This is a genomic window from Pseudomonas sp. NCCP-436, from assembly GCF_019656335.1.
GTDB lineage: Bacteria > Pseudomonadota > Gammaproteobacteria > Pseudomonadales > Pseudomonadaceae > Aquipseudomonas.
The window spans coordinates 1-22,509 of sequence record NZ_BPLZ01000003.1 but is presented as its reverse complement, the minus strand read 5'-3'; the positions used below and the strand labels follow the sequence as shown (position 1 = coordinate 22,509).

General features: G+C 63.0%; 22 protein-coding genes. 15 read left to right on the top strand and 7 right to left on the bottom strand.

Annotated elements, in window-relative coordinates; all coding sequences use genetic code 11:
- Positions 1–4: 4 nt before the first annotated feature.
- Positions 5–922, top strand: a complete 918-nt coding sequence (gene secF, locus NCCP436_RS04100; protein ID WP_220802530.1) for a protein translocase subunit SecF — start codon at positions 5–7, stop codon at positions 920–922.
- Positions 923–1,039: 117 nt separating this feature from the next.
- Complete coding sequence (locus NCCP436_RS04095) at positions 1,040–1,582, top strand: glycine zipper 2TM domain-containing protein (RefSeq protein WP_220802529.1); 543 nt, start codon at positions 1,040–1,042, stop codon at positions 1,580–1,582.
- A 181-nt stretch (positions 1,583–1,763) separates the two neighbouring features.
- Here NCCP436_RS04095 and NCCP436_RS04090 read toward each other — a convergent pair whose 3' ends face one another.
- The 3 genes from NCCP436_RS04090 to NCCP436_RS04080 all read right to left on the bottom strand — a co-directional run bounded on the left by NCCP436_RS04090 (position 1,764) and on the right by NCCP436_RS04080 (position 4,936).
- Positions 1,764–2,345 carry a superoxide dismutase gene (locus NCCP436_RS04090; RefSeq protein WP_220802528.1) on the bottom strand — a complete coding sequence of 194 codons (582 nt, stop codon included), beginning with the start codon at positions 2,343–2,345 and terminating at the stop codon, positions 1,764–1,766.
- Between the two features lie 249 nt (positions 2,346–2,594).
- Complete coding sequence (locus NCCP436_RS04085; protein ID WP_220802527.1) at positions 2,595–3,926, bottom strand: DUF58 domain-containing protein; 1,332 nt, start codon at positions 3,924–3,926, stop codon at positions 2,595–2,597.
- A complete protein-coding gene (locus NCCP436_RS04080; RefSeq protein WP_220802526.1) occupies positions 3,923–4,936 on the bottom strand; it encodes a MoxR family ATPase in 1,014 nt (337 codons plus the stop codon). The genes NCCP436_RS04085 and NCCP436_RS04080 overlap by 4 nt, the downstream gene beginning before the upstream one ends.
- A gap of 501 nt (positions 4,937–5,437) precedes the next feature.
- Here NCCP436_RS04080 and NCCP436_RS04075 point away from each other — a divergent pair.
- From NCCP436_RS04075 to NCCP436_RS04055, 5 genes are all read left to right on the top strand, one after another.
- Positions 5,438–6,361, top strand: a complete 924-nt coding sequence (locus tag NCCP436_RS04075; protein ID WP_220802525.1) for an ABC transporter ATP-binding protein — start codon at positions 5,438–5,440, stop codon at positions 6,359–6,361.
- Positions 6,358–7,089: an ABC transporter permease gene (locus NCCP436_RS04070; RefSeq protein ID WP_220802524.1), complete on the top strand. Its 732-nt coding sequence runs from the start codon at positions 6,358–6,360 to the stop codon at positions 7,087–7,089. The genes NCCP436_RS04075 and NCCP436_RS04070 overlap by 4 nt, the downstream gene beginning before the upstream one ends.
- Positions 7,090–7,098: 9 nt before the next feature.
- Positions 7,099–8,931 (top strand): Gldg family protein, encoded by a 1,833-nt coding sequence (locus NCCP436_RS04065; RefSeq protein WP_220802523.1) that lies wholly within the window; start codon positions 7,099–7,101, stop codon positions 8,929–8,931.
- Positions 8,932–9,025: 94 nt separating this feature from the next.
- On the top strand, positions 9,026–10,015 hold the full coding sequence (locus tag NCCP436_RS04060; protein WP_220802522.1) for a DUF4340 domain-containing protein: 990 nt from the start codon (positions 9,026–9,028) through the stop codon (positions 10,013–10,015).
- A 369-nt stretch (positions 10,016–10,384) separates the two neighbouring features.
- Positions 10,385–10,594: a cold-shock protein gene (locus NCCP436_RS04055; protein WP_013716441.1), complete on the top strand. Its 210-nt coding sequence runs from the start codon at positions 10,385–10,387 to the stop codon at positions 10,592–10,594.
- A 76-nt stretch (positions 10,595–10,670) separates the two neighbouring features.
- Here NCCP436_RS04055 and NCCP436_RS04050 read toward each other — a convergent pair whose 3' ends face one another.
- Together NCCP436_RS04050 and phhA are read right to left on the bottom strand one after the other, a co-directional pair.
- A complete protein-coding gene (locus NCCP436_RS04050; RefSeq protein ID WP_220802521.1) occupies positions 10,671–11,024 on the bottom strand; it encodes a 4a-hydroxytetrahydrobiopterin dehydratase in 354 nt (117 codons plus the stop codon).
- Between the two features lie 33 nt (positions 11,025–11,057).
- The gene (gene phhA / locus NCCP436_RS04045; RefSeq protein WP_220802520.1) at positions 11,058–11,843 is read right to left on the bottom strand and encodes a phenylalanine 4-monooxygenase; all 786 of its coding nucleotides are present in this window, start codon (positions 11,841–11,843) and stop codon (positions 11,058–11,060) included.
- Positions 11,844–12,090: 247 nt separating this feature from the next.
- On the opposite strand from phhA, the gene NCCP436_RS04040 reads away from it, so the two are divergent.
- Entirely contained in the window at positions 12,091–13,644 is a 1,554-nt protein-coding gene (locus NCCP436_RS04040) for a sigma-54-dependent transcriptional regulator (RefSeq protein ID WP_220802519.1), read from the top strand.
- Positions 13,645–13,648: 4 nt separating this feature from the next.
- Here the strand turns inward: NCCP436_RS04040 and NCCP436_RS04035 are convergent, their stop codons facing one another.
- Together NCCP436_RS04035 and NCCP436_RS04030 are read right to left on the bottom strand one after the other, a co-directional pair.
- Positions 13,649–14,203 carry a nucleoside deaminase gene (locus NCCP436_RS04035; protein WP_220802518.1) on the bottom strand — a complete coding sequence of 185 codons (555 nt, stop codon included), beginning with the start codon at positions 14,201–14,203 and terminating at the stop codon, positions 13,649–13,651.
- 234 nt (positions 14,204–14,437) lie between these two features.
- Positions 14,438–15,325: a LysR substrate-binding domain-containing protein gene (locus tag NCCP436_RS04030; RefSeq protein ID WP_220802517.1), complete on the bottom strand. Its 888-nt coding sequence runs from the start codon at positions 15,323–15,325 to the stop codon at positions 14,438–14,440.
- Positions 15,326–15,482: 157 nt separating this feature from the next.
- Here NCCP436_RS04030 and NCCP436_RS04025 point away from each other — a divergent pair, with 157 nt between their 5' ends.
- From NCCP436_RS04025 to NCCP436_RS03995, 7 genes are all read left to right on the top strand, one after another.
- Positions 15,483–16,310 (top strand): MaoC family dehydratase N-terminal domain-containing protein, encoded by an 828-nt coding sequence (locus NCCP436_RS04025; protein WP_220802516.1) that lies wholly within the window; start codon positions 15,483–15,485, stop codon positions 16,308–16,310.
- A 74-nt stretch (positions 16,311–16,384) separates the two neighbouring features.
- The gene (locus NCCP436_RS04020; RefSeq protein ID WP_220802515.1) at positions 16,385–17,548 is read left to right on the top strand and encodes an acyl-CoA dehydrogenase family protein; all 1,164 of its coding nucleotides are present in this window, start codon (positions 16,385–16,387) and stop codon (positions 17,546–17,548) included.
- Between the two features lie 10 nt (positions 17,549–17,558).
- A complete protein-coding gene (locus NCCP436_RS04015) occupies positions 17,559–18,911 on the top strand; it encodes an MmgE/PrpD family protein (protein ID WP_220802514.1) in 1,353 nt (450 codons plus the stop codon).
- 14 nt (positions 18,912–18,925) lie between these two features.
- Complete coding sequence (locus tag NCCP436_RS04010; RefSeq protein ID WP_220802513.1) at positions 18,926–20,128, top strand: CaiB/BaiF CoA-transferase family protein; 1,203 nt, start codon at positions 18,926–18,928, stop codon at positions 20,126–20,128.
- Positions 20,128–20,955 carry a CoA ester lyase gene (locus tag NCCP436_RS04005; RefSeq protein ID WP_220802512.1) on the top strand — a complete coding sequence of 276 codons (828 nt, stop codon included), beginning with the start codon at positions 20,128–20,130 and terminating at the stop codon, positions 20,953–20,955. The genes NCCP436_RS04010 and NCCP436_RS04005 overlap by 1 nt, the downstream gene beginning before the upstream one ends.
- A 73-nt stretch (positions 20,956–21,028) precedes the next feature.
- Positions 21,029–22,021, top strand: coding sequence for a TRAP transporter substrate-binding protein (locus tag NCCP436_RS04000; RefSeq protein ID WP_220802511.1), 993 nt, complete (start codon positions 21,029–21,031; stop codon positions 22,019–22,021).
- A 316-nt stretch (positions 22,022–22,337) separates the two neighbouring features.
- Positions 22,338–22,509: acetyl-coenzyme A synthetase N-terminal domain-containing protein (locus NCCP436_RS03995; RefSeq protein ID WP_220802907.1), on the top strand; the 172-nt coding region annotated here is incomplete at its 3' end.

Sequence of the window (22,509 nt, the reverse complement as noted above, 5' to 3'; positions counted from 1 at the left end):
AGCCATGATCAAGTCAACTATTCGTTTCATGGCGATCCGCAACATTGCGTTCGCCATTACCGTGCTACTGACCCTGGTCGGCCTGGGAGCCCTGTTTTCCAAGGGGTTGAACTTTGGCCTGGACTTCACCGGAGGTACGCTTATTGAGCTGCAGTACGAGCAGCCGGCCGATCTCGAGCGGATCAAGCAGGAGCTAGGGGAGGCCGGCTATAACGATGCCGTGGTGCAGAGCTTTGGTGCCACCACCGACGTGCTGATCCGTTTGGCCGGTGATGACCCGCAGCTTGGCAACCTGGTGGCCGAGGCGCTGCGCAAGATCGATGTGGATACCCGCTTCGAGCTCAAGCGTGTGGAGTTCGTCGGCCCGCAGGTGGGTGAGGAACTGCGCGATCAGGGTGGCCTGGCCATGCTGCTGGCGCTCGGCGGCATCCTGCTGTACCTGGCTTTCCGCTTCCAGTGGAAGTTCGGTGTCGGCGCAGTCGCCTCGCTGGCGCATGACGTGGTGATCACGCTGGGTGTGCTGGCATTCTTCCAGGTGCCTTTCGACCTGACCGTGCTGGCGGCGGTGCTGGCGATGATCGGTTACTCACTCAACGACACCATCATCATCTATGACCGCATTCGCGAAAACTTCCGCATGCTGCGCAAGACCGGCCTGGAGGAGAACATCGATATCTCCGTGACCCAGACGCTGCTGCGTACCATCGCGACGTCGTTGTCCACCGCCCTGGCGTTGATTGCTCTGCTGGTGTTCGGTGGCGACGTGCTGGCAGCATTCGCCCTGACCCTGCTGGTCGGTGTGGTGGTTGGTACCTACTCTTCGGTCTACATCGGTGCTGTGGTGCTGATCTGGCTCAAGCTGGGTGTCGAGGATCTGATCCCGCCGGCGGTTGAGGCAGAGGGTGACGACGGTCGTCCATGACTCTGTGATACAGGTCATGAACAGACTTCAAAGCCGCGGTGGAGTAGAACCTGCCGCGGCTTTTTGTTGTCTGAGGCTGCATGAAAGGCGCATGTGCCATATGCAGGAGATAACACAATGAACAAATCGATGCTGGTTGGCGCTGTATTGGGTGCTGTGGGTGTGACCGCAGGTGGCGCTGTTGCCACCTATAGCCTGGTCGACCGTGGCCCGGAGTACGCCGAGGTGCTAGCGGTTAAACCGGTCAAGGAAACCATCAAGACACCGCGAGAGGAATGCCGAGAGGTCACCGTCACTCGTCAGCGGCCGGTGAAGGATCAGCACCAGATCGCCGGTACGGCCATCGGCGCGATTGCCGGTGGTCTGCTGGGTAACCAGATTGGGGGCGGCAACGGCAAGAAGATTGCCACCGTGGCTGGCGCTGTCGGCGGCGGTTATGCTGGCAACAAGATTCAGGAAAACATGCAGCAGCGTGACACCTATACCACCACTGAGACTCGCTGCAGCACGGTCATGGATACCAGTGAGAAGCTGGTCGGCTACGATGTGAAGTACCAATTGGGTGATCAGGTCGGCAGCGTGCGCATGGATCGTGACCCGGGGGCGCGTATTCCGGTCAATGCGCAGGGTGAGCTGGTGCTGGTGCAGCAGACCCAGTAAGCAGGGATGTGCGCCACTGGCGTGTAAGGTGTGAATGAAAACGCCCCGACAGTTCGGGGCGTTTTCTTTTCCGGTAGCAGAGCCGGAGCCTGAAACGACAATGCCCGTATCGCAAGATACGGGCATTGTGCGGGAGATCCGGCGCCACGGTGGGATCGGATCAGACCAGGCAACGCGGAAGTTAGGCCGCGTAGTTCTGGGCAACGAAGTCCCAGTTGACCAGGTTCCAGAACGCCTCGACGTACTTCGGACGCAGGTTGCGGTAGTCGATGTAGTAGGCGTGCTCCCACACATCGCAGGTCAGCAGCGGGGTGTCACCGCTGGTCAGTGGGCAGCCGGCGCCAATGGTGCTGGCCAGATCCAGAGAACCGTCGGCCTTCTTCACCAGCCAGCCCCAGCCGGAACCGAAGGTGCCGATGGCCACTTTGCTGAACTCTTCCTTGAACTTGTCGAAGGAGCCCCACTTGGCGTTGATGGCGTCAGCCAGAGCACCGGTAGGCTGGCCACCGCCGTTCGGCGACAGGCAGTTCCAGTAGAAGGTGTGGTTCCACACCTGGGCTGCGTTGTTGAAAATGCCGCCCGAGGAAGTCTTGACGATCTCTTCTAGGCTCTTGCCTTCGAATTCGGTGCCTGGCACCAGGTTGTTCAGGTTCACCACATAGGTGTTGTGGTGCTTGTCGTGGTGGTATTCCAGGGTCTCGGCAGAGATATGCGGCTCGAGAGCATTTTTTTCATAAGGCAGCGGCGGCAATTCAAAAGCCATGGTCAATCTCCTACTCAGGTCGTGTGCGGTATGCGCATGAGGCCGATCACGGGCGGCCGGGATAGCAGAACCGTGCGGTTGTCCGCTACAGACTGCAGGCGGCGGGAGTTTCCGACTCCTTGCGCCGCAGAACGGGGATCATAGCACCAGCACCCTGGCTTAACCACGCAACAACTGTGTGGAAAAGCTGATGCCAGGGCCTTTGCGTTTGGTACTGGGGAGTTAGACTGCGATCTGACGGCGTTGTTTCTACAGCGCGCCGGCTTTCTTCCAAGCCAGGTAGCGACTGACCAGATCCGGACCCAGCTGGGCAGGACGAGCATCGAGCACCGGCACGCCATGGGCGATCAGGCGCTCGTGCAGATTGCCGCGGGCATTGAGGTAATCCACTGTGCCGCAGTAGGCCAGGGCCTGTTCAAAACCATCCACCGGAGTCTGACGCAGCCGATCCAGCACCTCCTCGCGCAGGCTGGCGATCAATACCTGGTGCCGGCGTGACAGGCGTCGTACCGCGCTTAGCAGCTCTTCGTCGTCCTCGTCGCGCAGATTGGTGATCACAACTACCAGTGCGCGGCGCTGCTGGCGGGCCAGCAACAGGTCGGCGGCGGCGTTGAAGTCGACCGGCTGCTGGCTGGTATCGAGGTCATAGACACTGTTGAGCAGCACGTTGATCTGGTTCGAACCCTTGGCCGGAGCCAGGTAGCGCGACTGATTGCCGGCGAAGGTGGCCAGGCCGACGGCGTCGCCCTGGCGCAAGGCCACATAGGCAAGCAGCAGGCTGGCGTTGAGGGCGTGGTCGAAGTGAGACAGCTCGTCATCCTGACTGCGCATGCGGCGGCCGCAGTCGAGTAGTAGCAGCAGTTGCTGGTCGCGTTCGTCCTGGTACTCGCGGGCAATTGGCGTGCGTTTGCGCGCCGTGGCCTTCCAGTCGATCTGGCGCAGAGTGTCACCATCGCGGAACTCGCGCAGCTGGTGAAACTCAAGGCCCAGGCCGCGTCTTGGCTGTTGGCGCACGCCGAGCTGGCTGAGCCAGTCATCGACAGCCCTGAGCTGAGCGCCGTGGAGGCGGGCAAAGTCCGGGTAGACGCGACTCTGGGCCGGTAGTTCGAGCAGGCGTCTGGCCTGCCACAGGCGCATCGGGCTCGGCAGTAGCAGCTCGCAGCGCTGAAAAAGGAAGTGACCGCGTACCAGTGGCTTGAGGCGATAGGCGATCTGCGTCTGCTGGCCAGGACGCAGGCCGACGCGCTGCGGCAGGTGTTCGACATCCATGCCCTCGGGGACGTGGTCGAACAGCTCGATGTCAACGTTCTGCTTGTAGTCATGGTGCAGCGTCAGTTGGACTTCGCTCCAGCGGCCCAGTGGCAGATTTCCGGGCAGACTGCGTTGCACCTGTGGCGAGGACTGGCGGTGCAGCCGTAGCATGTCGAGCAGTGCGAGCAGTATCACAGCCAGCAGCAGTCCCCAAGCTGGCGCTATGATCGGCTCGGTTTCGGCGATGTCGAGCAGGGGCAGGGCTTCCAGCAGCACGGCAGCAGCGAACAGGGTGCCCAGTAGCCCGAGGAACAGACGTGAGGGTCTCATAGGCGTGGTGCCGGTACCTGATCGAGCAATTGCTGCAGAACCTGATCTACCGACAGGCCTTCTATGTCCAGTTCCGGTGCCAGCCGCACCCGGTGGCGCAGCACTGCCAGGGCGCAGCCCTTTATGTCGTCCGGAACGACGAAATCACCGCCACGCAGCAGGGCGCGGGCTCGTGCTCCGCGCACCAGGGCGATGCTGGCGCGTGGCCCGGCGCCGATGGCCAGGCCCGGCCAGTTGCGAGTAGCGCGGGCCAGACGCACAGCGTAGTCGAGCACTTGGTCGTCGACCGGAAGATCGCTGGCGATCTTCTGCAGTGCCAGTACGTCGCGGGCCTGCAGCAGGGTGCGCAGCGGACTGACTTCGAGCATGTCGGCCCTGGCCGAACGGGTCACCTGGCGTACCATGCCGAGTTCTTCATCCAGCTCGGGATAGTCCATGCGCAGCTTGAGCATGAAACGGTCTAGTTCGGCCTCGGGCAGCGGGTAGGTGCCTTCCTGCTCGATCGGGTTCATGGTCGCCAGCACCATGAACGGCTGCTGCACGGGCAGGGCACGACCTTCCAGGGTCACCTGGCGTTCCTGCATCACTTCCAGCAGGGCGGCCTGGGTCTTGGCCGGAGCACGGTTGATCTCGTCCGCCAGCAGCAGGTTGGTGAACACCGGGCCCTTGCGCAGTTTGAACTGCTCGCTGGCGAGGTCGTACACGGCGTGGCCGGTGATGTCGCTGGGCATCAGATCCGGGGTGAACTGGATACGCGCGAAGTCACCACCGAAGCAGCGGGCCAGAGCACGAACCAGCAGGGTCTTGCCAAGGCCGGGCACTCCCTCGACCAGCACGTGGCCGCCGGCGATTAGCGCGGTCAGCACGTCGTCGATTACCGCTTGCTGACCGATCACGGCCTTGCTCAACTCGTTGCGTAGGGCCTGAGCCAGCTGGCTGGCGCGCTGGCGTTGCTGGGCTTGCGGGTTGCCGCTGGCAGACGGCTCGGTTGCGGGGCTGTGTTCGGTCATCGCGGGCGCTTCCCTGCCGGAGGTGTCGTGCGTTTTATCTTCCATAACTCAATCACTTGTCGGGTTCTGTTGGGGCGGGTTGGCGCGCCCGGAGCAGTTGAGCCGCCGCTATCCGGCGACTCGTGCGCAGGCGGGACTGGCAATCAGGTGCCGGCCGATTGTATATCCAGATGGGGCTGGCGCAGCGATTTCATCTGTCAGTAATGCGAAGCGGGTTTATTCGCCGTGCAGATATGCCTGTTCCTTGCAGTAGGGCTGGCTGCAGCAGAGCGGGTTTGCTTGCCGGCAGGAAGTGGCGTACCGGGCTTGCCGTCATATAGGGAGCGCGGCTGCCCTGGTTATTCTGCCAACAGTATTTGCTCGGGGTTCTACTGAACTTTTTCCTTGTGGTAGGGTCTTGCCCTCGTCGGGAAGGGGAGCTGCCCCCTCCCGGTGTTATTGCGGCCTGCGCTCAATGAGTGGTATCGCTGGACGCAGGCGCTTTCGCTACGGTGAGAGGCCATGATTGAAATAAGAAACCTGACCAAGCGTTTTGCACAGCATACGGCGGTCGACGACCTGTCGTTCACGGTCCAGCCCGGGGAGGTGCTGGGCTTTCTCGGCCCTAACGGGGCCGGCAAATCCACCACGATGAAGATGCTGACCGGTTTCCTCGCGCCTACTTCGGGCACCGCGAGTATCTTCGGCTGCGACATTCGCACCCGTACTCTGCAGGCTCAGCGGCAGATCGGCTATCTGCCGGAAGGAGCACCCTGCTACGGCGACATGACGGTGCGCGGCTTCCTTGGCTTTATTGCCGAGGTGCGCGGCCTGCGCGGCGCGGAGAAGAAACAGCGAGTCGACCGTGCGGTGGCCCAGGTAGAGCTGGAGAAGGTGCTGGAACAGAGCATCGAGACACTGTCCAAGGGCTTCAAGCGCCGAGTCGGCCTGGCCCAGGCGATCCTCCATGATCCGCGCCTACTGATCCTCGACGAGCCCACCGACGGCCTCGATCCCAACCAGAAGCATCAGGTACGCCAACTGATCCAGGGCTTGGCCCGTGACAAGATCGTGATCATTTCCACTCACATCCTCGAAGAAGTGACGGCCCTGTGCTCCCGCGCCGTGGTGATCGCCCAGGGCCGACTGCTGGCCGACGGTACGCCGCTGGAGCTGGAGAGCCGCTCTCGCTATCACCAGGCGGTGACGCTGGTAGCAGACGAATTGCTCGACCAGGCGGCGCTGGCGGCGCTGCCGGGTGTTGCCGGCATTGAGGAAAACACCCGCGAGGGCAGCCTGAGTGTGCTGGCTCGACCGGGTGAGGTGATCTTCCCGCAGGTCAGTGCGTTGATTGCCGAGCGCGGCTGGAAGATCCGCGAACTGAATGTGGAACGAGGGCGGCTCGACGAAGTGTTCCGCAGCCTGACCCGTGGAGAGCAGCAATGACCCAGTTGTCCGTGATCTTCAAGCGCGAGCTGGCGAGCTATTTCGCCACGCCGCTGGCCTATGTGTTCATCGTAATTTTCCTGGTGCTGTCCGGGGTATTTACCTTCTACCTGGGCGGCTTCTTTGAAAGTGGCCAGGCCAACCTGTCGGCCTTTTTCAATTTCCACCCCTGGTTGTATCTGTTCCTGGTGCCGGCGGTTGCCATGCGCTTGTGGGCCGAAGAACGCAAGTCCGGCTCCATCGAACTGCTGATGACCCTGCCGATCACCCGCTTCGAAGTGGTCGCCGGCAAGTTCCTGGCAGCCTGGGTGTTTGCCGGCATCGCGTTGTTGCTGACCTTCCCGATGATCATCACGGTCAACTATCTGGGGGAGCCGGACAACGGCGCGATTATCACCGGCTACCTGGGCAGTTGGCTGCTGGCCGGGGCCTATCTGGCCATCGGCTCATGCATGTCGGCACTGAGCAAAAACCAGGTCATCGCCTTCATCCTGGCGGTCAGCGCCTGCTTCTTGTTTATCGTCAGCGGCTTTCCGATGGTGCTCGATGCCTTTGCCTGGGCACCGCAGTGGCTGGTGGACGCAATTGCTTCGCTGAGCTTCCTGGTGCGTTTTGACGCCATCAGCAAGGGCGTAATCGATTTGCGCGACCTGCTGTTCTTCCTTTCGCTGATCGCCGCCTGGCTGACCGCCACCGCCGTGGTTATCGACCTGAAGAAAGCCGACTGAGGAGCGCCCATGAAAAAGCTGATCTATTCCGGCGCCGGGTTGCTGCTGATTGCGGTGGCTTTCGTCGCCTTCAACCTGCTGGCCGGTCTGGGGCTGGGCGGTGCTCGCCTTGACCTGACCGAGCAGAAGCTCTACACCATCTCCGATGGCACCCGGCAGATCCTTGCCGAGCTGGACGAGCCGATCAATCTGTATTTCTTCTACTCGGACAAGGTGGCCAAGGACCTGCCGGTACTGCGCAACTATGCCCAGCGCGTGCAGGAAATGCTCAAGGCCTACCAGATGCATGCGGATGGCAAGATCCGTCTGCACCTGATTGACCCGGAGCCCTTCTCGGAAAACGAGGACAAGGCCGCCGAGTTCGGTCTACAGAGCATTCCGCTGCAGCAGGGTGGGGATTCCATCTACTTCGGCCTGGCCGGTACCAACGCGCTGGACGACGTGCAGGTGATCCCGTTCTTCGCTCTGGATCAGGAAGAACACCTGGAGTACGAACTGAGCCGGTTGGTGCAGACCCTGGCCAAGCCGGAGCTGCCGGTAGTCGGGGTGCTCTCCGGGCTGCCGATGACCGGTGGCTTCGACATGATGACTCGCCAGCCCAGTGCGCCCTGGATGGTGCTGGAACAGGTTCGCCAGTTGTTCGAGATCGAGACGCTCAAGCGCGATGTGGACGAGATCCCGGAAAAGGTCTCGGTACTGTGGCTGGTACATCCGAAGAACCTGCCCGAACAGACTCTCTACGCCATCGATCAGTTCGTTCTGCGCGGCGGCAAGCTGATGGTATTCGTCGACCCCTACGCCGAGGCTGACACTGGCGACATGCCCGGCGAGCCGGCCATGGATCGTTCGTCGAATCTGGAGGAACTGTTCAAAGCCTGGGGCCTGCGGCTGGTGCCGGGCAAGGTGCTTGGCGACGGCGCCTATGCCATGTCGGTAAGCATGAGTCGTGGAGAGCGTTCGGTGCGTCATGCCGGTTGGCTCAACCTGCCGCGCAAGGCGCTGGACTCGACCGACATTGCCACTGCGGGACTGGAGAGCATCACGCTGGCCACTGCCGGTATTTTGGAGCAGGTCGAGGGGGCCGAGACGCGTTTTACCCCGCTGTTGCAAAGTTCCGAGTACGCCATGCCCTTCGATGCCCAGCGCTTTGCCATGTTGAGCAACCCGGAGGAACTGATCCGCGAGCTTGAGCCCACTGGCGAGCGCTACACCCTTGCAGCGCGTATCGACGGTCCGGTTCGCAGTGCTTTCCCGGAGGGCATCGAAGGTCGAAAGGATGGTCTCAGGCAGGCCGACAACATCAATGTGATAGTGGTCGCCGATACGGATCTGCTGACCGACCGCATGTGGGTGCAGGTGCAGGACTTCTTTGGCCAGCGCATTCCGCAGCCCTGGGCCGACAACGGCAGCTTCACCATCAACGCGCTGGATAACCTGGCAGGCTCTGAAGCACTGATCAGTGTGCGCTCGCGTGGTCGCTTCAGCCGGCCGTTCGTGGTGGTGGAGGAGTTACAGCGAGCGGCTGAGCAGCGCTTCCGCGACAAGGAGCAGGCGCTGCAGGCTCGTCTGGCGGAGACCGAGCAGCAACTGGCTGCTCTGCAGCGCAGCGACGATCCCAACAAGGTGCTGGAACTGACCGCCGAACAGCAGAGCGCGCTGCAGCGTTTCATCCAGCAGAAGCTGGAGATCCGCAAGGAGCTGCGCGAGGTTCGCTACCAGCTCAATGCCGACATCGAGGCGCTGGGCCGCACCCTGAAGATCATCAACATCGCCCTGGTGCCCGCACTGCTGACGCTTGGCGTGCTGGCTCTGTGGCTGTGGCGCCGCCGTCGTCGCGCCTGACGATAGGTGATGGATGGCCGGCTTGCCGCCGTGCCATCCATTTCACCGATGGTGCAAGCGTGCGCTTCGTGACTATCGATTGAGAGAGGAGACCATGGGACGTAAAGGCCTTATCGCACTGATCGTCATCGTGCTGCTCTGCGTACTGGGCTACCTTGGCCTGCAGCAGCACCAGCAGCAAAGCATCGCGCAAATTGAGAGCGCCCCCTGGTTGGCTGCGGAACAGAGCTATCTGGGCAGTCTGCAGGCGCTGGAAATCGAACATCCGGGGCAGTCGGCGGTGCGCATCGAGCGCCGCGGCGATGGCTGGGTGGTGCCGGCGAAGGCGGATTATCCGGCCGCGCCGCAAGTCTTGGCAGATTTGCTGCGGGGGCTGCGCGAGGCGCGCACGGTCGAGGCCAAGACGGCCAATGCCCAGTGGCACGGCCGCCTAGGGTTGGCCGAGGAGGGTGCAGAGGGCGAGCAGGCACTGCGCCTGAAACTGCAGTTTGACGGACATCCCGAGCTGAGTCTGCGCTTGGGCAATCCTTCGTCTCAGGGCAGTGGTCAACTGGTGCGCCGAGCTGGCGAGAATCAGGTTTGGCGAATTGACCAGCAACTGGATCTGCCTGACGGGCAACTGCAATGGCTGGACCGTCGGGTTACTGCTATTCCCTACGCCAGTGTGCAGCGCCTGGAGCTGAAGTATGCAGATGGCCAGACGCTGACCCTGAGCCGGCCGGATGAGCAGCAGTACAACTTTGCCGTGGAGCAGATGAAGCCAGAGCAGAAGCTCAGCTACGAAGGCGCGGCCAATGGCATGGTTACCCTGTTCTCCAGTCTGCTGTTTGCTGATGTTGTTCCGCTGGCGCAGCTCGACCGAGCGCAGGTGCCGGAGCTGACCCTGCAACTGAGTGGTTTTGCCGAGCAGTCGCTGCGAGCGGCGCTGTACCGGCAGGACGAGCGTCACTGGTTGATCATCGAGCAGCAGCAGGGCTTTGCCGACGGCCAGGTGAGCGCCCGCAACGACTGGGCCTATGCGCTGGACGAGGAGCAGTTCAAGCGCCTGGCCAAGCGACTGGATGACCTGCTGGCCAAATCTTAGATTTTGTAGCGACAGTCGTCGAACGAAGGTCGAGCGCGGCAAGCGGCTAAGGCCGCGAAGGTAAATGGCTGCTCGTTTCGCTCACCTCGCCGGCCGCGCCAGGGCGCGCTCGCCGCAAGCGGCTCCGAACTTGTTTTTAGGGGATGCGCCCAGCCTGCAGCCTGATGCTGCAGGCTGGGCGAGGATGGCCAATAAAGTCCTTTTCAGCAGCGGAGCATGCTTTATACTCGGCCTTCGGCTACAGCAAGAACGCCATTTTCCACACTCGATAGACAGAGAGTGGCGAATGATAAGAAAGGACGTTTTTACCGAGCCGTCAAAGCGCCTACGGGACAATAAAAATACACAGCGAGTTTGGAGAAGTTGGTAATGGCAGATCGTGAGACCGGAACCGTCAAGTGGTTCAATGATTCCAAGGGTTACGGGTTCATTCAGCGCGAAAGCGGCCCGGACGTGTTCGTTCACTACCGTGCCATCCGTGGCGAAGGCCACCGCACTCTGGTCGAAGGGCAGAAGGTCGAATTCGGTGTGACCCAGGGCCAGAAAGGCCTCCAGGCGGAAGACGTTTCCGCACTCTGAGCTCCAGCTCGCAAACAAGAAGGCCCGTCATCGACGGGCCTTCTTGTTTGTGCGTTGCAAGATGTCGTGCTGGTTCTTACTTGCGACCTTCGGCGCGGCCGGCCAGCTCGTCGGTGCGTGCCGCCATGATGAAATCGTTGCGGTGCAGGCCGCGCAGCTCGTGGCTCCACCAGGTCACGGTGACCTTGCCCCACTCGGTCAGCAGGGCCGGATGATGACCGACTTCCTCGGCGATGGCACCCACCGCATTGGTGAACGCCAGGGCATGGCGAAAATTGCGGAACCGGAACACGCGCTCCAGCTCCATGTGGTCGCCACGCACCTCGATGTTCCACTCGGGAATTTCGCGAATCAGTTCGGCCAGTTCTTTGTCGCTGACCTTGGGTGCATCGGCGCGACAGGCTTCGCATTGGGCTTGGGCAAGGCTCATGAGGTTCTCCTTCTGGTCATCTGCGGGGGCGGTCTAGGCTGCCTTGGGTGGAAATTTCGGTGCGTGCAGGCCCAGCTCCCGGGCGCGTTGCACCAGTCCCATGATGTCCTCATGAGCCAAGGCCGCCAGACGCTGCAGATCCGGCAGGACGTAGTACAGCGGTTGCAGGATGTCGATGCGGTAGGGCGTGCGCATGGCTTCCAGCGGATCGAACGACAGATGCTCCGGCTCGTCGGACAGGGCATACAGCGTCTCTTTCGGCGAGGAGAGGATGCCTCCGCCATAGATGCGCCGGCCGGCAGGAGTGTCGACCAGGCCAAACTCGATAGTCATCCAGTACAGGCGGGCGAGGAACACGCGTTCCTCCTTGCTGGCATTCAGACCGAGACGGCCATAGGTGTGGGTGAACTCGGCAAACCACGGATTGGTCAGCAGCGGGCAGTGACCAAAGACCTCGTGGAAGATGTCCGGTTCCTGCAGGTAGTCCAGTTCCTCCGGTGTGCGGATGAAGGTGGCCACTGGAAAGCGTTTGCTGGCCAGCAGCTCGAAGAAGGTCTGAAAGGGAATCAGCGCAGGTACTCGCTGCACATTCCAGCCGGTGGTGCGCTCCAACACACGGTTGATTTCCTCCAACTGGGGGATGCGTTCGAGCGGCAGGCCGAGTTGCTCGATACCGTCAAGGTATTCCTGGCAGGCGCGTCCCTCGATAAGCGCCAGTTGGCGGGTAATTAGCTGGTTCCATACCTGGTGCTCGCTGTCCGGGTAACGGATGAAACCCCGCTCGTCCGGTTCGCGCGCCTGATACTGCGTCTGCTTCATCGCCGACTCCTGTTGTTCTTGTGCTGTCACTGAGCATGGCGCCAGCGAACCATTCCTGTGTGCCCTGAATCAGCCGAGCTATAAGGAAAGAGACGGCAAATCTGTAAAGCCAGGCTTACGATTTCTGCCTTTGGTGAATCCATCAGCTTGCTGGAATCCAAAGCTGTCACATATTCTTGACGGAAAAATCGCCGCGTCCGCCGATTGTCCGGTGCAGGCGTCACTCTCCAGCCGTGCGAGCCCCGTTATGCGTATCAAGATCCACTGCCAGAACCGCGTCGGTATCCTGCGCGACATCCTCGAACTGCTGGTGGACTACGGCATCAACGTAGCCCGTGGCGAAGTTGGGGGAGAGCATGGCAATGCCATCTATCTGCACTGTCCGAATCTGATCAATCTGCAGTTTCAGGCCCTGCGGCCGAAGCTTGAGGGCATTGCCGGGGTCTTTGGCGTAAAGCGTGTGGGGCTGATGCCCAGTGAGCGCCGTCATCTGGAACTCAATGCTCTGCTGGGGGCGCTGGATTTTCCGGTGCTGTCGATCGACATGGGCGGCTCCATCGTCGCCGCCAACCGCAGGGCGGCTCAGCTTCTTGGCGTTCGTGTGGATGAGGTGCCGGGTATTCCGCTGGCACGCTATGCCGAGGATTTCGATCTGCCGGAGCTGGTGCGCGCCAACAAGGCGCGGATCAATGGTTTGCGAGTCAAGGTCAAGGGTGATGTGTTCCTTGCCGACATTGCTCCGCTACAGTCCGAGCACGACGAGAGTGAGGCGCTGGCCGGCGCGGTGCTTACCCTGCATCGCGCCGACCAGGTCGGCGAGCGCATTTACAACGTGCGCAAGCATGAACTGCGCGGCTTCGACTCGATTTTCCAGAGTTCGAAGGTGATGGCGGCCGTAGTTCGCGAGGCGCGGCGCATGGCGCCGCTGGATGCGCCGCTGCTGATCGAGGGCGAGACTGGCACCGGCAAGGAGTTGCTGGCGCGAGCCTGTCACTTGGCCAGCCCGCGCGGGCCGTCGCCGTTCATGGCGCTCAACTGTGCCGGATTACCGGAATCCATGGCCGAGACCGAGCTGTTCGGCTATGGCCCGGGAGCCTTCGAGGGAGCACGTCCGGAAGGTAAGCTCGGCCTGCTGGAGTTGACCGCCGGCGGCACCCTGTTCCTTGATGGTGTGGGCGAAATGAGCCCGCGTATGCAGGCCAAGCTGTTGCGTTTTTTGCAGGACGGCTGCTTTCGCCGGGTGGGTAGCGATGAAGAGGTCTATCTGGATGTGCGGGTGATCTGCGCAACCCAGGTTGACCTGTCTGAGCTGTGTGCCCGTGGCGAGTTCCGTCAGGATCTGTATCACCGCCTCAACGTGCTGAGCCTGCACATTCCCCCGCTGCGCGAATGTCTTGACGGCCTGGCACCGCTGGTGGAGCACTTTCTCGATTCGGCCAGCCGGCAGATCGGTTGTGCCTTGCCGAAGCTGGCGCCGCAGGCCTTTGAACGCATGACGCAGTACCACTGGCCGGGCAACGTGCGGCAACTGGAGAACGTGCTGTTCCAGGCCGTTTCACTGTGCGATGGCGGTGTGGTTCGACCGGAGCACATCCGCCTGCCGGACTACGGCGCGCCGCAGCCGTTGGGCGAGTTTTCGGTAGAAGGCAGTCTCGACGATATCCTCGGGCGCTTCGAGAAGGCGGTGCTGGAGCGGCTGTTTCGCGATCACCCGAGCAGTCGCCAGCTGGGCAAGCGGCTCGGTGTTTCCCACACCACCATCGCCAACAAGCTGCGACAGCACGGCCTGGGCAAGGAGTAGGTCCTCAGCGGCCTCCGCGCCAGGCCGCGACCACGCGCTCGCGCATGGTCCTGCGATCCTGCAGGCGGTCGATCATCCGCTCGGCCAGGTCGAGCCAGTAGGTATCGGCCTCGGCCTGCACCACGGTAAGGCCCGAAGCCAGATTGGCCCAGGCCGCTGGCAGGCGGCCGTGACGCAGAGCGAAGCCGCCGTCGCGGTCGCGTGCCAGATAGCGTACGCGGGTGATGCCGGCCAGCAGGATTCGGCCGTAGCACATCAGGCAGGGTTCGAGGCTGACGTAGAGCGTCAGACCGCGACGGTCGACCTGTGCATGCCCGGTTTCGAGCTGATCGAGCACCTGCATCTCGGCGTGGGCGGCGCTGGCGTAGGTCGAGGCGAACACCTGGTTGCGCCCGCTGCACAGTAACTCGCCCGCCTCATCCACCAGCAGGGCGCCGACTGCGTAACAGCCGTCCTCTATTGCCAGCAGGGCCTGCTCGCAGCACAGCCTGGCCCAGGTGTCATCGGCATGAGTGCTGGCGGGCGCCTGCTGCAACAGGGCCAGATGCTCGGGGGTCATGGCGTCTCCGGGGCCGTGAATGTCGCCGGAGGATTATGGCCCGCGCTGCGTGCGCTGCCCTACGACCTTGGTGCAATAGGCAGGTTGTGCAGGTGCAGCGACACTGGGCACGTCCCGATCATCCTGCGTGATATGGGTGCAAGCGTTTCCGCATTCCTCTCTGGGAATGCATTGAATGGGCGGGCGACCAATTGGTCGCCCTTTTTTTGTCTCCCGATTTCTCGCCGGGCCGCCCTAGACGCCCTGATTCAGCCGGTCGATCAGCGCCCGCACGCTCCCTGGCAAGGCATCCAGCTCGCGCACCAGCATGCTGCGCTCGCGTACCGCCCAGGCTTCATCGAGCTGCAGTATCGCCAGCTGCATGGTACGGCTGTGGCGGCGTGCTGCCGACTCGGGAATGATGCCGATGCCGACGCCGCCCTCGATCATCCGGCAGATCGCCTCGAAGCTAGATACCTGGATACGCAGGGCCAGATTGCCGCCGAGCTTCTCCACCTTTTCGCGCAGGAAGCTCAGCAGCGTGCTGCCTTCGTGCAGGCCGATGTGCTGGTAGGCCAGGGTGTCGTGGAAACTCACCGACTGCCGTTGCGCCAGGGCGTGGCCCAGCGGTACCGCCAGCACCAGACGGTCGGTGCTGAAATGCAGCACCTGCAGGCCAGGCGCCTGTACCGGGCCGGCAATGATGCCCAGGTCGGCGGCACCATCGAGTACGCCACGGACGATGTCGCGGCTGAGCTTTTCCTGCAGGTCGACGGTTACACCGGGACGGTCGGCAAGAAAGCCGGCCAGCACTTCCGGGAGGAATTCGGTTACCGCCGTGGTGTTGGCGAAAATCCGGATATGGCCGGCAGCGTCGGTGCCGTACTCGGTGAACTCGCTTTTGAGGTAGTCGACCTGACGCATGATCAGCCGCGCATGCTGCAGTAGCCGCTGCCCGGCAGGTGTCAGCTCGACGCCCCGGCTGTCGCGGTAGAGCAGGCGGCTGCCGAGCTGGCTCTCCAGGGCTTTGATCCGTGCACTTGCCGCCGCGGGCGAGAGGAACGCCTTGCGCGCGCCCTGAGTCAGGCTGGGCGACTCGGCGATATGGATAAACAGGCGCAGATCGGGCAGATCGAAATGCATGGCAGTCCTCGCAGGTTCTCATGCTGCCCTGATAGGGCTTCGATAACAGTATTGGTGTTCAGAATATCCGAACGCTGGATTAAATAAATGCAGATTCTCTGAACGCGTGCTGCGGTTGCATCCTCGGCTCACACAAAAACCGAGTTGGAACTGCCTTATGAGTGATTCTGCCTTTTCCGCCTGGATCGGTCGTAGCGAAGAGATCCACGACCAGATCAGTCGCAATCTGGTCAAGCGCATTGCCGCTACCCTCGGTGAAGCTACCCCGGCTCATGGCGAGGCGCTGCCGCCACTGTGGCACTGGGCGTTCTTCCAGGAGCCGGTGGCTGAAAGCGGTCTGGGCGAGGACGGCCACCCGGCGCGTGGCGGCTTCCTGCCGCCGGCAGACGACCGCAACCGCATGTGGGCCGGCGGCCGTCTGGAGTTCTTCACGGCGCTGCGCGTGGGCGCTGAAGCCTGCCGCGTCTCCACTATCAAGCACATCGAGGAAAAGCGCGGCCGTACCGGTGCGCTGCTGTTTGTCACCGTGCAGCACGACTACCTGCAGGACGGTCAACTGGCCATCCGCGAGGAGCAGGACATCGTCTACCGCGAACCCACACCGCCCAAGGCCGGCAGCGGCGAGCCGATGACCGCCGGGGACTGGCGCGAGGCGGTGACCCCGAGCAGCACCATGCTGTTCCGCTACAGCGCGGTGACCTTCAACGGCCATCGCATCCATTACGACTGGCCCTACGTCACCGATAGCGAAGGGTACCCGGGCCTGGTGGTGCATGGCCCGCTGATGGCCACCCTGAACCTGGGCGCCTTCTGCCGCGCCAACCCGCAGGCGCGCCTGCGCCGCTTCGCTTTCCGCGGGCTGCGCCCGTTGATTGCGCCGAATCCGTTCGAGGTGGGCGGGCGCATCGCCGGCGAGGGTTGCGCCGAGCTGTGGGTCGGCAACGAGGCCGGCCTGGCACAACGTGCGAAAGTGCAATTCGACTGATTACAAGTGAGCCGGAGCCGAACCGGGGCAGCGCCCTGGAGAGCATCCTGGCCATGACTTACCGAGGACCTGTGATGAACTACAACAACAACGAAGAACTCAATGCCATCCGCGAAGGCGTGCGCGCCCTGTGTGCCGAATTTCCTGCCGAGTACTGGCGCAAGATCGACGAAGAGAAGGGCTTCCCGGAAGAGTTCGTCAAGGCCATGACCGAAGCCGGTTGGCTCTCGGCGATGATCCCGGAAGAGTACGGCGGTTCGGGCCTGGGCCTGGCCGAAGCCTCGGTGATCCTCGAGGAGGTCAACCACTGTGGCGGCAACTCCGGCACCATCCACGGCCAGATGTACAACATGTTCACCCTGCTGCGTAACGGCAGCGAGGAGCAGAAGCGCTACTACCTGCCGAAGCTGGCCAACGGCGAGCTGCGCCTGCAGTCGATGGGGGTGACCGAGCCGACCACCGGCACCGACACCACCAAGATCAAGACCACTGCGGTCAGGAAGGGCGACAAGTACGTCATCAACGGCCAGAAGGTGTGGATCTCGCGTATCCAGCATTCCGACCTGATGATCCTGCTGGCGCGCACCACGCCGCTGGCCGAAGTGCAGCGCAAGGCCGACGGCATGTCGATCTTCCTGGTCGACCTGCGTGAAGCCATCGGCAACGGCCTGACCGTGCAGCCGATCGCCAACATGGTCAACCACGAGACCAACGAGCTGTTCTTCGACAACCTGGAAATCCCCGCCAGCAGCCTGATCGGTGAAGAGGGCAAGGGCTTTCGCTACATCCTCGACGGCCTCAACGCCGAACGGACCCTGATCGCCGCCGAGTGCATCGGCGACGGCCGCTGGTTCACCGAAAAATCCGCCCAGTACGCCCGCGACCGCGTGGTGTTCGGTCGCCCGATCGGCCAGAACCAGGGTGTGCAGTTCCCCATCGCCGAAGCCCATATCGAGCTGGAAGCGGCGGACCTGATGCGCTGGCGTGCCTGCGAGGAATACGACGCCGGGCGTAATGCCGGTGCCGCAGCCAACATGGCCAAGTACCTGGCGGCCAAGGCTTCCTGGGAAGCGGCCAACGCCTGCCTGCAGACCCACGGCGGTTTCGGCTTCGCCAACGAATACGACGTCGAGCGCAAGTTCCGCGAGACCCGTCTGTACCAGGTGGCGCCGATCTCCACCAACCTGATCCTGTCGTACGTGGCCGAGCACCTGCTCGAGCTGCCGCGTTCGTTCTGAGGAGCCTGTCATGAGCACGGATACCCAGAAACTCGCGGCCTTCCTCGCCGAGCTGCGTTACGACGATCTGCCGGCCCACGTACTGGATCGCACCGAAGACCTGTTCCTCGACTGGCTGGGCTCGGCCCTGGCCAGCGAGGGCGCGCGGCCGATCCCGCTGTTCGAGGCCTACGCACAGAAGATGGGCCCGGCCGATGGTCCGGCGCGCATCCTGGTCAACGGTCGCGGTACCTCGGCGTACTTCGCCGCGCTGGTCAACGGCGCTTCTTCGCACCTGGTGGAACAGGACGACCTGCACAACAGCTCGGTGCTGCACCCGGCCACCGTGGTATTCCCGGCGGCACTGGCGGCCGCGCAGGATCTCGGCAAGTCCGGCCGCGAGCTGCTGCTGGCCTCGGTCGCCGGCTACGAGGCGGGCATACGCATTGGCGAGTTTTTGGGGCGATCCCATTACCGCATCTTCCACACCACGGCGACGGTGGGCACGCTGGCCGCTGCGGTGGCCGTGGGCAAGCTGCTGGATTTCGACCAGCAGCAGTTCATCCACCTGCTTGGCAACGCCGGCACCCAGGCCGCCGGTCTGTGGGAGTTCCTGCGTGACGCCGCTGATTCCAAGCAGCTGCACACCGCCAAGGCGGCGGCCGACGGCCTGCTTGCGGCGTACTTCACCGAGCAGGGCCTGACCGGCGCGCAGAACATTCTCGAAGGCGAGCAGGGCATGGCTGCGGGCATGTCCAGCGACGCCAATCCGGCCGCGCTGTCCGACCGTCTCGGCAGCCGCTGGGCGCTGGTGGAAACCTCGTTCAAGTTCCACGCCTCCTGCCGCCACACCCATCCGGCCGCCGATGCGCTGCTCGACCTGATGTGGCGCGAGGGCCTGCGTCACAACGATATCGCCCAGGTGATCACTCACGTGCACCAGGGCGCAATCGACGTGCTCGGCCGCGTGGTGGTGCCGCAGACCGTGCATCAGGCCAAGTTCTCCATGGGCACCGTGCTCGGCCTGATCGCCGTGCATGGCAAGGCCCAGCTCACCGAGTTCGAGAACCTGGCGCTGACCGATGCCGATGTAGCCGCCTTCCGCGACAAGGTCAGCATGCGCCTCGATCCCGAGGTCGACGGCGCCTATCCGGCGCGCTGGCTGGGGCGCGTTGAGGTGATTACCACCGACGGTCGTACCCTGCGTGGCGCCATCGACGAGCCCAAGGGCGACCCGGGCAACAGCCTCAGCCGCGCCGAGCTGGAGGACAAGTTCCGCCGCCTGCTGGCTTTTGCCGGCAAGCGCAGCAGCGACGAGGCGGGTGTGCTGATCGAAAGGGTCTGGCGTTTGCGCGAGACCGATGACCTGAGCCAGCTGGCCTGACCGAGGACGCGGATATGAACAATGCACAACAAATCCGGCCACTGGACGGCATCACCGTGGTCAGCCTGGAACACGCCATCGCCGCGCCGTTCTGCACCCGCCAGCTCGCCGATCTCGGTGCGCGGGTGATCAAGGTCGAGCGTCCCGGCAGCGGCGATTTTGCCCGTGGCTATGACGAGCGCGTCGACGGCCTGGCCTCGCACTTCGTCTGGACCAACCGCTCCAAGGAAAGCCTGACCCTCGACCTCAAGCAGGACGATGCGATGCAGGTACTCGGCAGCCTGCTGGCCAAGGCCGACGTGCTGGTGCAGAACCTGGCACCGGGCGCCGCCGCGCGCATGGGGCTGTCGTTCGAAGCGCTGCACGAGCGCTTCCCGCAACTGATCGTCTGCGACATTTCCGGCTACGGCGAGGGCGGCCCCTACGAGCAGAAGAAGGCCTACGACCTGCTGATCCAGAGCGAGGGCGGCTTCCTCTCCGTTACCGGCGGACCGGGCGAAGACGAGATGGCCAAGGCCGGCTGTTCCATCGCCGATATCGCCGCCGGCATGTACGCCTACACCGGTGTGCTGTCGGCGCTGATGCTGCGCGGCAAGACCGGTGTCGGCAGTCGTGTCGACGTGTCGATGCTGGAAAGCCTGGTGGAGTGGATGGGCTACCCGCTGTACTACGCCTACAAGGGTGCCACGCCGCCAGCACGTGCCGGGGCGGCGCACGCCACCATCTATCCCTACGGCCCGTTCCCCGCCGGTGACGGCGGCACGGTGATGCTCGGCCTGCAGAACGAGCGCGAATGGCAGGCGTTCTGCGCCAAGGTGCTGGAGCAGCCGGAACTGGCCGACGACGAGCGTTTCTCCGCCAATTTCAAGCGCTCGGCTAACCGCAGTGAACTGCGCGCGCTGATCGTCGACGCCTTCTCGCGCATGAGCACGGCGCAGGTGATCGAACGTCTGGAACTGGCGCAGATCGCCAATGCCCAGGTCAACGACATGGCCGGCGTCTGGGCTCATCCGCAACTGCAGGCGCGCCAGCGCTGGCGCGAGATTGACAGCCCGAGTGGACGCCTGCCGGCGCTGCTGCCGCCAGGGCGCAACAACACCTTCGAGCCGCGCATGGACGCCATTCCGGCGCTGGGGCAGCACACTGATACGCTGCTTGCGGAACTGGGCTACGACGCCGGTGACATTCAGCGCCTGCATCAACAGGGGGCCGTGTGATGAACCACTCCATCATTCGCAGTGCCCTGTTCGTGCCGGCCAGCCGGCCGGAGCGCATCCCCAAGGCGCTCGCCGTGGGCGCCGATGCGGTCATCGTCGATCTGGAAGATGCCGTGCAGGAAAGCCTCAAGGTCCAGGCACGGGGCAATCTCGATTCCTTCCTGCGTGATAACCCCGAGGCACGTTTGCTGGTGCGCATCAACGCCCCCGAGCACGCCGAGCACGCGGCCGATATCGAACTCTGCGGCCGTCATCCCGGTGTCATCGGTGTGCTGCTGCCGAAAGTCGAAAGCGCGGCCCAGGTCGCCACGGTGGCCGCTTGCGGCAAGCCGGTGTGGCCGATCATCGAAAGTGCGGCGGGGCTGCTGGAACTGGCAGACATCGCACGGGCCTCGGGTGTCGAGCGCCTGTCCTTCGGTGCGCTCGATCTGGGCCTGGATCTTGGTCTGAGCAGCGGCAGCGCCGCGGCTGAACGCATGCTCGATCAGGCTCGCTACGCCCTGTTGCTGCATTCGCGCTCTGCCGGTCTGGCGGCGCCGCTGGACAGCGTGTTTCCGGCCATCGAAGACCGCGACGGTCTGGCCCGCACCGCGCGCGATGCCCGAGACATGGGCTTCGACGGTTTGCTGTGCATCCATCCGACACAGGTCGAAGTCATCCATCGTGCGCTGCACCCGGCCGATGAAGAGCTGGCCTGGGCGCGCCGCGTGATGGCGGCGGCCAACAGCGGCGAAGGGGTCTTCGTGGTCGACGGCCAGATGGTCGACGCCCCGGTGCTGGGCCGTGCCCGCCGCCTGCTGCTACGCGCCGGGGAGAGCCCGGCCTGAATACCGACCGGCTGCCGAGCGCGGCCGGCCATTCGCACCACGTACCGCCTTACAAAAACAACGAGGTAACGTTATGTTCAAACTCACCGCCAAGGCACTTGCCTGTGCCGCCATCATCTCCTGTGCAGGTCTTGCGCAGGCTGCAGAACCCATCGTGATCAAGTTCGCTCACGTAGTGGCCGAGCACACGCCCAAGGGGCAGGGCGCGCTGCTGTTCAAGACGCTGGCTGAGCAGCGTCTGCCGGGCCGGGTCAAAGTCGAGGTCTATCCCAACTCGTCACTGTTCGGTGACGGCAAGGAAATGGAAGCGCTGCTGCTCGGTGACGTGCACATGCTGGCGCCGTCGCTGGCCAAGTTCGAGCACTATGCCAAGCAGATCCAGATCTTCGATCTGCCGTTCCTGTTCGACAACATGGAGGCGGTCGATCGTTTCCAGGCCAGCTCCGCCGGCAAGGCGCTGCTGACCAGCATGGAGGGCAAGGGCATCACCGGCCTGGCTTACTGGCATAACGGCCTGAAGCAACTGTCGTCGAACAAGCCGATGCATGAACCCAAGGACGCCCGAGGCATGAAGTTTCGCGTGCAGGCTTCTGCAGTGCTCGACGAGCAGTTCAAGGCATTGCGCGCCGCACCGCGCAAAATGAGTTTTGCCGAGGTCTATCAGGGGTTGCAGACCGGCGTGGTCAACGGTACCGAGAACACCTGGTCGAACTACTACAGCCAGAAGGTGCATGAGGTGCAGCCGTACTTCACCGCATCCGACCATGGCCTGATCGACTACATGGTGATCACCAATACCAAGTTCTGGAAGGGCCTGCCGGATGACGTACGCAGCGAACTGGAAAGCATCATGGTCGAGGTGACTGCCGAGGTGAATCGCCAGGCCGATGATCTGAACAATGAGGCACGTGCGGCGATAATCAAGGCCGGTACCAGCGAGATTATCGAACTGACGCCTGAGCAGCGGGCGAAATGGCGCGAAGCCATGCGCCCGGTATGGAAGAAGTTCGAGCAGGACATCGGCAAGGAGCTGATCGAGGCCGCCGAGGCTGCCAACAAAGGCTGATTGGCCAGACAGCACGCCAGCCGAAGCATCCTGAATGGAAGCTGGCGGTGGGCGTGGTGTAAAGAGAATGCCTCCATCAGTCGATGGGGGCATTCTCTTGTATGGGATGTAGAAGGACGACGTATCAGGGCGCTTTGACGGCTGAAAAGGCAGGTTGCCTGAGGCAGATTTCGCCTCTTTGGGCTGCATTTTTGTCATGCATGGATGGCGCAAATACCATGGTCTTAGTCTGGTAAGACCATGGTCGAATGGCTTCGGTAGGGGGTGGGGGATACAAAAGGCAGTATAGAAAAACAACTACTGGAGAGGTTCCCCGATGAGTGCTGCGTCCCTGTATCCCGTGCGCCCCGAGGTGGCTGCCACGACCCTGACCGACGAGGCCACCTATAAGGCCATGTATCAGCAGTCGGTGGTCAACCCCGAAGGCTTCTGGCGCGAACAAGGCAAGCGCATCGACTGGATCAAGCCTTACACCAAGGTCAAGCGGA